This is a genomic window from Parascardovia denticolens DSM 10105 = JCM 12538, assembly GCF_001042675.1.
In the GTDB taxonomy this organism is placed as follows: domain Bacteria; phylum Actinomycetota; class Actinomycetes; order Actinomycetales; family Bifidobacteriaceae; genus Scardovia; species Scardovia denticolens.
The window spans coordinates 447020-458985 of the sequence record NZ_AP012333.1 but is presented as its reverse complement, the minus strand read 5'-3'; the positions used below and the strand labels follow the sequence as shown (position 1 = coordinate 458985).

The window sequence follows — 11966 nt, the reverse complement described above, 5'->3', positions numbered from 1 at the left end:
TCCTTTTCGCAGGGGATGACTTTCCCGGGCTCCCCTGCCGCCTGAGCGGCTGGAACGACTCGTTAATGTTTCCGGGTTGAAGACATTGAGGACTGATGAGAGGCAGAGGCCGTGGTACGGGTGCTGGAAGAGCTGGCCGAGACCGAAGTCTTATCATGGGTTGAAGTCGAACCGTCGCCATCCACATGATGATAGGACTCCTCATGCTCTGCCCCGACGGTGGTTTCATCGCCATTGTTTTCGGCGTAAATCGTCGTTGAATGACTCGACCTATGCCCTCGTACAAGACTCGCCCCATCTTTTTCATTGAACGAATCATCAGCGCTGGAGGCGCCCCCTGTCTTATAATCAGTGGAAACTTCGCAATCCACACCTTCCAGGGTGGTCGCAGTCTGATCAAGGTTGGTGCCATATGTCTCCAGACCGGTTTTGATGCCATCCGCAGCGGTGGTGATTTGCGTGAAGCGGTTAAGGATGGCATCATGCGCCGCCCCCTCTCCCCATTGCATATCATCGGACCACTCCCTGGCTTTGTTTCCTAAATCGTGGACCGTTCCTCCCTTCTTTTTGAAATCCTCACCGGCAGTTTTCACTTTATCCGGTTCGATCTTGATTTCCCCCTTTTTCGTGGAATCAGCCATTTTTCACCTCCAAGTTCGATTCGTGAAATTATTTTCTCTTTGACTCCGCATGCCCCGACCCTTTTATGTCAGGATGGAAGGGCGGACGCATCGGTTCATGAATTCTGAAGATCCTGTAACTGGGAAGCGGTCGAATCCAGCTGGGAATTCGTGCTATCCAAAGATTTCTGCGCGCTGGACAACTGCCCTTGAAGCCTCTCTATTTCTTGAGAAAGACGATCGATGAGCGTCTTGACCTTGTCATGAACGGTCGAAACTTTGCTGTCCGTATCCTTGTTGAATTTCTTCAGAGCATCCCCGATTTCATTGTCATCGACGGCTTCGTTCAGAAGACTCGCACTGGAGTTAAGCTGCGTTTCCAGGTCGGACTGCTTCTGTTTGAAAGACGAATCGACATCGCTGTCAAAAGTCTTCGCCTTGGCAAGCTTCGCCTTAAGCTCCGCGATCTTGCCGCTTAGAACGTTGACCTGCCCTTGCAATTCAGATGCTTGCGATTGCAAGTTGTTCCTGCTCGTGGTCAGCGAGTCGATTTGCGCCTGTTTGTCTTGATTATCGGCCATAAGGACCCTTTCTCTATCTTTTCAAGCTCGTTTTGATTTTACCTCGAGCTAAAGCCAAATCGATCTTCATCTGGAGTCAATGCCTATCCGATGGAGACCCTGTATCCATCCGTCGGCAGGCCTAAAGGAGGGCCAGTTTCGCTCCCGGGGAAATCATGCCCAGCCTCATCAAGTGCCGGTAAGTATCCCGCGGATTCAGCATGGCCCCCTGCCAGGGGGATTGCTCCCGGATGACCAGGTCGGCCTGGCCGTCGGCCTGGTAGAGGTCAGGTTGGGTGGAGGCGAGGATCTCGCAGATGAGCAGAAGCGAATCCTGCACGGTCATGTCGACCGGTATGAGGAATTCCGCCTCCTTCCCCGTTGCCGGAACGAAAACGTTCATGATGACCCGTTCATTCATGATTCCTCCTCCATGCCCTCAGGCCGGCCAGGGACCGCTGGGGCCGCATTCTCGGTGGGCAGATGCAGGACCCTCAAGGGCCGCCTGTCCCCCCGGTAGAAGACCCATCCATCGGTCTGGGTCTGGGCCTGGTTCATCTCGGAAGGCATGTTCGAATTCGGGAAGACCGACTGCTGTTTGATCCCCTCCCCGATCCACAGCCCCTGCGGGTTGGCCCTCAAGGCTTTCATCCAGGGTTCATAGACGCTTTCCACACGCCATCTTTCCATGAGAACGATCAGATTGGTCGTGTCCCGGTATTCGTTCCCTTCGATGTAGGACTTGAGTTTCCCGGACGTCTCCGACGACAGCCTGTCCAAGGTCTGGATGATGTCGGTGAAGACGATGGCCGAAGGCGACAGGCCACCGTCCAGAACCTTGGCGATCTTCTCGTTGATATCCTTCATTTCGTTCGCCACCTGGAAACCCGACGGATCGGATGTTTCGCCGCCAAGGCCGGAAGCCTGCCGCATCGACCGCTGTCCGATGATCTTGATTGGGTCGACGACCAGCACCTGACGGCCGTCTTTGACCGACAGGGAACGGTAGAGGGCGCAAAGCCCTTTGCCGAAGTCCGCCAGGGCCTCGGAATCGTTCCCGGTGACGATGAAGGCCGGGGCTTTGGATCCGTCGGCCAGGAAAGGGCTGACCTGCTGTTTGTCGAATCCCAGAGGAATCCGGCGAGGGGAAAGGTCCGCCCCTGAGGTGAGGAAGACGCCGGGGGAGACGACAGCGGGCAGGTGAGGGATAGGGGCCGCCCGGAGTCCGTCCCAGGACCCCTCCAGCTGCTGGCACCGTTCGCGGATTTCGTGGTTGGAACCGGCGTCCGCCACCTGGAACTCATGCTTCTCGCCCTTCTCCATCAGAAGGCCGCGCAGGTAATGGCGGGGAGGGACCGTTCCTGACATGCTGCCGAGCAGGGAGCCGTATTCGTCCTCGCTGGCGAAGGCGGTCACGATGGAAAGGCCGAAAAGGGCGCGAAGCCGCCAGTTGACCTGGTTGAAACCGGACGAGGTGACCACGAAATGCACCCCGTACCGGGGGCCTTCGTGCACCAGGTCGACCAGCCTGTCAGCGAACTGGGGGTAAGCCTCGGTGAAGGCGACCATGTTCGTCAAAGCCACGATGATCCGCTGCATGGGCGGGGTCGAGTCCCCTTGCCGGTGCTCAGCCAGGTAATCCTCGTACCTTTCCCCCAAAGAGGACAGGAGGAGACGGCGGTTTCGGATGACCCGGGACAGGTAATTCATGAGGCTGGAGACCCGCTCTTTATCGTCGATCAGGGCCACCCCACCGACCTGGGGGGCCTTCTCGAAGGAGGCCAGACCGCCATCGCCCATGTCGAAGGCGTAAAGGTTGACGGCGTCAGGACCATAATCCCGAATCAGAACGTCGAAGATGGCGGACACCACGCTCTCCGTTCCGAAAGAGGTCTGCCCGTAGACGATCAGGCTGTCGATGGCGGCGAAATCGAGGGAAAGGGGGTGCTGGTCCTGCCGGGAGGGGTCATCCACGATGCCGATCTGGCAGACCACGGTCGTCGGGTCGTCAACGGTCCGGTGGGGGAAGCGGCGGCGGAAGTCATCCACCGTCATCCGGTCAGGCAGGGGCTCCAGCCAGAGGGACCGGGAATGGATGCCAAGGTCGTCGGCCGTCTCACAGATTTTGTCCAAAACGGCGTCCAGCTCAGTCTGCTTGGACTCCTCTTTCCGGGAGGGGAGACGGAGGACGGCCAGAGGTTCGGCCGTGTTCCCGATCAAAGAGACCATATCGTCATGCCGCTCCTGGAATTCCTCCTGGGGGATGTAACGGGTGCCGGTGTAGGCGCTCTGCCCTTGTGCGAAGTAGTCGTTGTAGCCGACCAGGAGGTAGAAACGCCCGGGGTTCTTGAGCTCAGCCGCGTCCGGTCGGCGGATCATCTCTTTGGAATCGCCCCCATCGGCCACTTTGAGTGAGATCTTGAAGCGGGAGTTGCTCCAGATCTGGTCATTGACCACGCCGGACGGCTTCTGAGTGGCCAGAATCAGGTGGACGCCCAGGGATCGGCCGATGCGGGCCGCGGAAATGAGCTCCGCCATGAACTCCGGCTCCTGCTGTTTCAGCTCGGCGAACTCGTCCGCCACGATGAACAGGTGGGGCATGGGGGTGGTGACTATCCCCTGACGGAAGTAGGACAGGTATTTATAGATGTCCATGGTCGGTTCCCCGGTGACCTCCCTGGCCTGGTTGAAAAGCAGCTGCCGACGTTTGAGCTCGCTCTGAATGGCTACCAGGGACCGGTTGATGGCCGACCCATCCAGGTTGGTGATGGTCCCAGCCAGATGGGGCAGACGGTAACGGCTGTTGTCGAAGGCCCCGGCCAGACCGCCGCCTTTATAGTCGATGAGGACGAAGGAGACCTCATCCGGGGCGTAGTCAAGGGACAAAGACAGGATGTAAGTGATGATCAGCTCGGACTTGCCGGAGCCGGTGGTGCCGGCGATGAGCCCGTGGGGGCCATGCGAATCCTCATGCAGATCCAGGATGAAAGGCTGGCCCTGCGCGTCCACCCCGATCTGGGTGGCCAGGGTGCGGCTGGCGTCATGCTCCCGCCAGCGGCCGGCGATGTTGAGGTCGGACGTGTTCCCCACCTTCTGCATGCCCATATAGCTGAGGGAGCTGGGGAAGCTGTTGGCGATTTCGGTCTGGGACTTCTTCAGGCGGACGCCGCTCAAGGCCGAAGCGTAACGTTCGGCGTCGTCCACCGAAACCATGATGTCGCAGGCGAAACTCTGGCTGCTGCCTTCCACGTCGTCCCTGCGAACATAGGTGGAGGGCAGGGAGGACTCCGGATCGGCGACGGTGATGACCGAAGTGCAGGCATTGGGCAGGTCGCGGATGCTCCGGCCGCTGAAAATCAGGGAAACGCCCAGGCTCTTGCCGCCTTGGGACCACTTGTCCAAGGCGGGGGAACGGGAGAGGAGCTCCCTGTCCGCGCAGAAGACGACGTACTGGGTTCCGGGGTAGGTCTGCCCGTTCATCAGGTGTTGAGAGGAGCGTTCATCGTAGAGCTTCTGCAGGAAGCGGTCGATCTGGATCATGTCCTCCGGGGTGGAGGCGATCAGGCGGGTCTGCCTGTCGTCGCTGAAGACATGGGGCAAGCGGCGGACGAAGCCCCACTCCCCTTCGTCCTGGGGGTTGACGATGCAGATGATCTTCACCTCATTGTAGGAATACAGGCCGCTCAATTGGACGATCAGGCCCCGCATGACCGGCCAGAGAAGGGCTTGCGGGCCAACCAGGCCCGAGACCCGGTCCTTTTTCAGATCGATGGCCAGGGGGACCGAGGAGACCACAGGCTTGTTCTTGCGCATGCGGGCCACCCGGTCGGCCAGGATGTCGCTGTCCAGGGTGAACCGTTCTTCAGGGTAGCGCAGGTCCGCCTGCAACTCCTCCTGGCCAATCCCCAGGCGCAATTCCATGAAGTCGGCATGGGCCGGCCCCCGGTTCATCAGCTCAGGAGACTGGTCCAGAGCCCTTTGCATGACGGTGACGGGAGAGACCCGATTCTCCCGCAGGATGTCCGCCTGGACCCTGCTTTCCTTGCGCATCTCCATCTCCACCCGGTTCAGGTAATCGGAATAACGGTTGACGCGCTTCTCTTCGTCGCGTTTACGGCGGTGTTTGTCATAGAAATTGCTGATGATCGGCCAGATGACCATGCCGGCCACCATGGCCACGGCCATGGCGATGGTAGGCATGACGGTCATGATGCTGTCTCCGGACTGAAGCCGGGATACGCTGGAGAAGACCATGAAGACCGAGGCGATTCCCATGAGGAAGGAGGGTCCCAGCTGCATGATGGCCGGGGAGGTCTTCTCCCCCTCTTTGGCGGGGGGCGGGTCCAAAGTGAAATTCCGGCGATGGATGGTCCTCATCAGCCGGGGGGCGGGGAAGAAATCCCCCTGGTCGCCTGCGGCCTCCTCCCCCTCGGAGTCGGCCTGCCCATGCCGCCCAGTCGCGGCCGACCCATCCTGAGAGGAGACGATGGGGCTGGTGGCGAGGATGCCTTCATGGGTCAGGGGCCGCAAATCGGGGTTTTGGTCCGAAATGGCCAGTTGGGCGGGATGATTGATGCTGATGAAACGGCTGCCGATGCCGATCCGCATATCCAAAAGGGAGACCACGTCCCCCACGGATAATCTGACGGCCGTCTGATGGGGGACCGGTTTTCCATTGACGGTGACCAAGTCCGCGGCCGCCTGGGTCTGCAAGGCGAAGGCGGGCCCCTGGGCTTGCAGGGTGAAGCTCACCGGTGAGACCAGCGGGTGTTGATAGCGGAAATCCGTCTGAGGGGCCGACCCGAAGGACACGATTCGGCGCGAGCCGAAGGCGATCTTCCCGTACCGCTTCGCCCCTGGTTCGGACGGGCGGATATAGAGCAGACAGGAGCGACGGTCCGGGGCCTCCTCCCCCGCGGAGTGCCTTCCGGCCGGTTCAATCCGATAGAAGGATTGCCTGCTGACGTCGAGGGGGAAGGAGGCGGCGGATTTTCCGTCCGTTGGGGTCTCCCCCATAGGCAGGGGGCGCACCGTGTAGCCGGACATGGCCGAAAGAACGGCCCCGCTCTTGTTCACCCGGATTTTCGCGACGGTCTCGGTCCTGGTCCCGATACCGGTTTCGACCCCGCTGGCCAGGGTGCTTTCACCGCCTTCGGCGGCCGCACCTGCCCGATTGGTTTGGACCATCCCCTGGCCGGGGACGGAGACCTGCTGGATGCCGACCGCCCTGGTCTGCCCTTCATCGGAAGAAGGCCCTCGCCCGCCCGTCGGCTCAGGTTGAGGCAGGGAACCACGACCACGGGAGGAAAGGGACAGGGGCAGAACCCCTTCCGCCCCCAAGACAAGCCGTATCGTGGTCTCTCCCCCGGAATCGTAAATGGTGATGAGCGCCGTGGACTCCATGCCGAATGTCCGTCCCTTCTCTTCGCCTGAGTCGGGCCGTCTTTACCCGACCGAAGCGGAGAATCCGCAGGTAAAAGGAAAACTCCGGGGACCCGGAGAAGTAAAAAAGAAAATCAGAGGAAAAGAAGAGAAGAGTAGGGCGAAGACCACCGAAACCAATCGATGGCGTCGCCCTACCCTTGTCTTTCATCGCCTTTCGCGAAAGAGCCGAAGACCGGAGCAAAATCCGGGAATCGCTTCCCTGACCTTACGCGACCCGGCATCCCGCACGACCCGGCCGCAAGGAGCTCCCGCAGGAGCTCCGACTAGCTGCGGAACTGGCTGGCGATGTTCTGATCGGTGGACTCGAGAGACTGGGCGGTCGCGTCCAGGCTCTTGGCAATGTCATTGGTCAGGTCCTCGGCCTTCACGAAGCCGGGGCGCAGCTCAGCGAACTTCTGAGCATAAGCCTGAGCGGACTGACCTTCCCATTCGGACTGGAGCTGGTTCAGCAACGAGTCCATCTTGGAGATAACATCTTGAATCTTGTTCGCCTCGTTGCGGTATTCACCCGCGCGAGAACGCATCTGATCCGGGGTAATTCGAATTTGACCTGCCATAAAACAGAATCCTCCTTAACCATCTTCACTCCGTGAGGAGCGACTTCATCTTCAGAGGAGATTGGCTGACTTTCGGTCAATCTCTCTTCACATTCTAATATGATCCTCGGATATCCACCACCCCTGGCGGTTAGATTGGAGCCTGAACCGTTGGAATCCCGGCCTTTCGGGCCTGTCGTCCCCTTAAGCCAGGACCCGGATCCGCCCTCTCCTGATGATTTCCGCGACCGTCTCGGGGTCGGTCAGATTCTCCCCCAAACGGTTCGGTTTGCCTTGACCATGCCAGTCGGATCCGCCGGTGACCAGCAGATGCAGTCGTCCGGCCAGACGGTTCAGCCTTTCCTGCTGGTCGGGAGGATTATCCCGATGCCGCACTTCCAGACCGTCCAGCCCCAGATCGGTCAGGCGCTCGATCTCCTCGTCGGGCAGGAGGACCTTGTTGCGGCTGACGGCGGCGGGATGGGCGACCACCGCCACTCCCCCGGCCTGTTTGACGGTCTTCACCACCGTCTCCACATCGGGCGAATAGACCGGGATGTAATAGGGGCTACGGGAGGAGATGACGCCGGCGAAGGCGGCGGACCGGGTGGGATAGACCCCTGCGGCGACCAGGGCGTCGGCTATATGGGGGCGACCGACCGTGGTCTGGGAACCGGACTTGATCTGGGCCTGGACGTCCTCCCAGGAAATCGGATAATCGCGGGAGATCCGCTTGACCATCTCCTTGGCCCGCTCCTGCCTTCTTTCGCGGGTGTAGGCGAACAGGTCCAGTATGGCCTGATCCTGGCAATCATAGAGATAAGCCAGCAGATGCACGCTGGTTTTGCCCCACTGGGAGGTGATCTCCGTGCCGCGGATGAGGGGGAAAGGCAGGTCGAGGGCGGACTCCTTGGCGGGGACCCAGCTGGCCGTGGTGTCGTGATCGGTCACCGCGACCCCGGCCAAGCCCAGCCGGGAGGCCTGATCCAGCATGCCTTGGGGGGTGACCGTCCCATCGGAGAAAGTCGTATGGCAATGCAGGTCCCAGCCATCGGCCACCGCCGCCTGTTCGGGGGAGGCCTCCTCGTTCTTATTCTTTACGCCTTCGGTCATACCCCTCATCTTAAGGCGGCCGGCGGTCAGCGGACCGGGTCAGTGGAATCCAACCAGCGGAACTTGGCCAGCTAAATCCTGCCAACAGAATCAGGTCAACAAAATCCAATCAGCGGAATCCAACCAGCGAACCGGGTCTATAATGAATGACCATGAGCACCACAGAGAATCGGCAACGAACCGGCCGACGCCATGGCCCCATTTGGACCTACCTGATCGCACTCCTGGCCAGCATCGCGGCCTTGATCGTCTCTTTCGCCCTGTCCGCTGAGACCCTGGAGCTGGCCCGTCACCCGGGCCAAAAACTCTCCTGCGACGTCAACGCGGCGGTTTCCTGCTCCACCGTGGCCGAAAGCTGGCAGGCGGAATTCATCGAATTCGGCGGTCTCAGCTTTCCCAACGCCTTCTTCGGCATCGCGGCCGAATCCGTTTTCGTGACCATCGCCGTCATCGGTCTGGCTCGCGTGGCCGTTCCCCGCTGGTTCGCCATCTGCACTTGGCTGGGGAGCCTGGCGGCCCTGATGTACGCTTATTGGCTCTTCTCCCAGTCCCTTTACGTGATCAACGCCCTCTGCCCCTGGTGCCTGGGACTGATGTTCGCCACAACCATCCAATTCATGGCCCTCACCCATGCCAGCCTGACCGTGCAAAACCTGCCCTCCGGAAGGCCCAAGGCCATCCCCGCCTATTATCGGCTCAACATCGACCTTTTGGTGGATGTGGTCTGGCTCGCCATCCTCATCGCCCTCATCCTCATCAAACACGGAAACGCCATCTTCGGATAAGACCGCACAGACAGGCGCATTTACACTCGCGTACATTTGCACCAAGTGTTTTGCACCAGGTGTCAGATAAAATAAAAGCAACCAACCAATCCACCCGTCTCTCGAGGATAAGGTCCATCATTCGTGAACCGCCGGCAGCCGACAGGGGGACATCGGGGAATGATTCGTTCAAGGAGGTCCGGATGGCAAAGTCGAAGAAGAACAAGAACGGGGCAGGGAAAAAGTCCGCCAAGGCCTTGGACTCAAGCGCCGGCGAGAACGGAGCAGTCTCCGAAAAGACCGCTGCCGCCGAGACAAGCGCGGCCGAAACTCCGGCCCTCCCCCACCTCTTCCAGCCGCTGACCCTGCGGGGCCTGACCTTCCGCAACCGCATCTGGCTGCCCCCGATGGACACCTATTCGGCCTTCGCCCACGACGGCAAGCCGACCTCCTTCCACTATCAGCATTACGTATCCCGCGCTCTGGGTGGATTCGGGGCCATCATCACCGAGGCGACGGCCGTCAGCCCGGAAGGCCGCATCTCCCCGTGCGACCTAGGCCTGTGGAACGACGACCAAATCGGGGCCTGGTCCTGGATCGCCGAAGGGATCCGCCAAGCCGGCGCGGTACCCGCCATCCAGCTCAACCACGCTGGGCGGAAAGGCTCCTCCGGCTGTTTCAGCCTGGACCATATCAACGCTTCCGTGCCCGGGGACGAAGGCGGCTGGCAGACCGTGGGAGTCACCGATACTCCCTACAACAAGAATTTCGCCCCCTCCCGCGGCCTGACCACGGAGGAAATCCACCAAATCGTGGAGGACTTCCGTCAAGCCGCCCTGCGGGCCCGGGCTGCGGGCTTCCAGATGGTGGAGATCCACGGGGCCCACGGATACCTCATCTCCCAATTCCTGGATCCCCTCATCAACAATCGGACCGACGAATACGGCGGCCCCTTCATCAACCGCATCCGCTTCGCCTTGGAAGTGGCCGAGGCCGTCCGCGGGGTCTGGCCTGACGACCTGCCCGTCATCGTGCGGCTGTCCGCCACCGACTGGGCCGACGGCGGCTGGGATGTCTACCAAAGCGTGGAACTGGGCAAAGCCTTGAAAGAGAGGGGAATCGACCTGATCGACGTTTCCAGCGGCGGCATGCTCTCCGGCGTGTCGATTCCCGCGGGGCCGAACTACCAAGTCCCCTTCGCCCAGGAAATCCGCTCGAAAGTGGAAATCCCCGTGACCACCGTTGGCCTGATCACCAAGCCCAAGCAGGCGGAGAAAATCCTGGCCGAGGGCCGAGCCGACGTGGTGGAAATCGGCCGGGCCGCCTTGCGTGACCCCTACTGGCCGCTGCGGGCCGCCGACAAGCTGGGCCTGGACCGGTATCAGGCGCCTTATCCGCCGCAGTACGTGCGCGGGGCCTACGGCACCAGTCGCTGAAGATCGGAGGAGTGGCGTCTGACCGACCCGAGGCTAGCAGGTGCCTGTCGGATACCTAGCCGATACCCAGTCGGCGCGTACCTAGCGGATACCTAGCTAATGTCTGTTGGATACCTGGAGAGCGCCAGAGCGGCCGCAGCTGCGACTGCGGCCGCGGCCGCGACTGCAAGCGAAAACTTCTAACGAATGTCAGCCCCTACCGCCTGGGAGACCGACTGATAGCCATCGGCCCGGAGCAAGTCCGCCAGACCGCGCTTCAAAGTGGTGATGTTCTGCGGTCCGCGATACATCAAAGAGCTGATGAACATGATCAGACTGGAGCCCGCCTTGATCTTGTCATAAGCCTGCTGCGGAGTGAAAACGCCACCGACGCCGGCGATGGCCATCCTGTCCCCATAATCGCGGTAAGTCCGCGCGATCAGCTTGTTGCTGGGACCGACACAGGGCAGACCTGACAGGCTTCCCTCCCACTCAGGGGGCACCTCCAGCCCGGTGCGGTCCTTGCGCAGATTGGCGATGGTCACGCCATCCACCTTGTGCTCGACCAAAACATCCAGCAATTCCTTGAACCGGGGCCAGGGCAGGCTTTGCGGCATCTTGACCAGAAGGGGCTGGCTGTGGTCCACCTTGTCCAGCTCGGTGAAAAGCCGGTCCAGATTCCCCGCCTGCGTGAAAGGCTCCCCTTTGCGGGTGTTCGGGCAAGAGATGTTGATCTCCACCATATGCGTCCGGTCGGCGGCCCGTAGAAGGGAAGTCTTGTAATCTTCGATTCCTTCGTCGATATCGCCGCAGAGGTCATCGTTCGTCCGCGCCAAAGAGACCGAGAGCTTCATCGCTCGCGCCCGCCCGGCCTCGCGGGCGGCCCGCTCAACCACGGCCTCGGACCCATCATTGGCCAGACCCACGTGGATCATCATGGAAGCGTACTCAGGCAGACGATGGAACCAAGGCCGCGGGTTCCCCTCGCAGGGGCGGGCCGTGGTCGACCCCACCGTTTCGAAACCGAAGCCGGCGTTGTCCAGCACGACCGGGAGGTCGCAATTCTTGTCAAGCCCGGCGGACAGGCCGAACGGGTTAGCGAAATCCACCCCCATCACGGTCGTCTCCAGAAGCGGGTCCGTATAATCGAGCATCTGCCGCAAGGTCCACATGAGGGGTGGGATCCGGCGCGAAACCTGGCAGAACCGGATCATCTCGTCGTGCGCGGCGTCCGGGGACTGGTTGAAAATGTGCGGCTTGACCACATTTTTGTAAGCGAACGAAAATGCCGCCGTGCTGACGCGGTTGATGGTATCGCGCACGGGATTCTGCGAGACGTACGACATAATGACCCCTTTATCATTCTTATCATTCCAGCGATTCCGACGACCCAAGGCCGCCCTACAGAATTCGGATTTTAGTCACTTTCACCGACTTTGCCGTTTCGCTTTCCCCCAGGCGGAGGCAGCCCTGAGCCGCCTAAACTTCACCGTAATCCACGTGCCCCATGTCG

9 protein-coding genes are annotated in these 11966 nt (G+C 60.7%); 2 read left to right on the top strand and 7 right to left on the bottom strand.

Annotated elements, in window-relative coordinates; genetic code table 11:
• Nucleotides 1-62 precede the first annotated feature (62 nt).
• The 6 genes from PSDT_RS01960 to PSDT_RS01935 form a co-directional block, all read right to left on the bottom strand.
• Nucleotides 63-641, bottom strand: a complete 579-nt coding sequence (locus PSDT_RS01960; protein ID WP_006289748.1) for a WXG100 family type VII secretion target — start codon at nt 639-641, stop codon at nt 63-65.
• A gap of 95 nt (nt 642-736) precedes the next feature.
• Nucleotides 737-1201 carry a DUF5082 domain-containing protein gene (locus PSDT_RS01955; RefSeq protein ID WP_006289747.1) on the bottom strand — a complete coding sequence of 155 codons (465 nt, stop codon included), beginning with the start codon at nt 1199-1201 and terminating at the stop codon, nt 737-739.
• Between the two features lie 121 nt (nt 1202-1322).
• Nucleotides 1323-1601: a hypothetical protein gene (locus PSDT_RS01950; RefSeq protein WP_006289746.1), complete on the bottom strand. Its 279-nt coding sequence runs from the start codon at nt 1599-1601 to the stop codon at nt 1323-1325.
• Entirely contained in the window at nt 1598-6583 is a 4986-nt protein-coding gene (gene essC / locus PSDT_RS01945) for a type VII secretion protein EssC (RefSeq protein ID WP_006290627.1), read from the bottom strand. Before essC ends, PSDT_RS01950 begins: the two co-directional genes overlap by 4 nt.
• Nucleotides 6584-6888: 305 nt before the next feature.
• Nucleotides 6889-7182 (bottom strand): WXG100 family type VII secretion target, encoded by a 294-nt coding sequence (locus PSDT_RS01940; protein ID WP_006289744.1) that lies wholly within the window; start codon nt 7180-7182, stop codon nt 6889-6891.
• 183 nt (nt 7183-7365) lie between these two features.
• A complete protein-coding gene (locus PSDT_RS01935) occupies nt 7366-8274 on the bottom strand; it encodes a PHP domain-containing protein (RefSeq protein WP_006289743.1) in 909 nt (302 codons plus the stop codon).
• Nucleotides 8275-8420: 146 nt separating this feature from the next.
• Here PSDT_RS01935 and PSDT_RS01930 point away from each other — a divergent pair, with 146 nt between their 5' ends.
• Nucleotides 8421-9059 (top strand): vitamin K epoxide reductase family protein, encoded by a 639-nt coding sequence (locus PSDT_RS01930; RefSeq protein ID WP_006289742.1) that lies wholly within the window; start codon nt 8421-8423, stop codon nt 9057-9059.
• 182 nt (nt 9060-9241) lie between these two features.
• The gene (locus tag PSDT_RS01925; protein ID WP_006289740.1) at nt 9242-10474 is read left to right on the top strand and encodes an NADH:flavin oxidoreductase/NADH oxidase; all 1233 of its coding nucleotides are present in this window, start codon (nt 9242-9244) and stop codon (nt 10472-10474) included.
• Between the two features lie 179 nt (nt 10475-10653).
• Here PSDT_RS01925 and PSDT_RS01920 read toward each other — a convergent pair whose 3' ends face one another.
• Nucleotides 10654-11799: a quinone-dependent dihydroorotate dehydrogenase gene (locus PSDT_RS01920; protein ID WP_006289739.1), complete on the bottom strand. Its 1146-nt coding sequence runs from the start codon at nt 11797-11799 to the stop codon at nt 10654-10656.
• Nucleotides 11800-11966 lie beyond the last annotated feature (167 nt).

What these genes read in the sequence shown, in the direction of transcription:
- essC (WP_006290627.1), bottom strand. Translation starts at nt 6,583, where the DNA reads ATGGAGTCCACGGCGCTCATCACCATTTACGATTCCGGGGGAGAGACC.
- PSDT_RS01930 (WP_006289742.1), top strand. Translation starts at nt 8,421, where the DNA reads ATGACCATGAGCACCACAGAGAATCGGCAACGAACCGGCCGACGCCAT.
- PSDT_RS01940 (WP_006289744.1), bottom strand. Translation starts at nt 7,182, where the DNA reads ATGGCAGGTCAAATTCGAATTACCCCGGATCAGATGCGTTCTCGCGCG.
- PSDT_RS01925 (WP_006289740.1), top strand. Translation starts at nt 9,242, where the DNA reads ATGGCAAAGTCGAAGAAGAACAAGAACGGGGCAGGGAAAAAGTCCGCC.
- PSDT_RS01920 (WP_006289739.1), bottom strand. Translation starts at nt 11,799, where the DNA reads ATGTCGTACGTCTCGCAGAATCCCGTGCGCGATACCATCAACCGCGTC.
- PSDT_RS01950 (WP_006289746.1), bottom strand. Translation starts at nt 1,601, where the DNA reads ATGAATGAACGGGTCATCATGAACGTTTTCGTTCCGGCAACGGGGAAG.
- PSDT_RS01960 (WP_006289748.1), bottom strand. Translation starts at nt 641, where the DNA reads ATGGCTGATTCCACGAAAAAGGGGGAAATCAAGATCGAACCGGATAAA.
- PSDT_RS01935 (WP_006289743.1), bottom strand. Translation starts at nt 8,274, where the DNA reads ATGACCGAAGGCGTAAAGAATAAGAACGAGGAGGCCTCCCCCGAACAG.
- PSDT_RS01955 (WP_006289747.1), bottom strand. Translation starts at nt 1,201, where the DNA reads ATGGCCGATAATCAAGACAAACAGGCGCAAATCGACTCGCTGACCACG.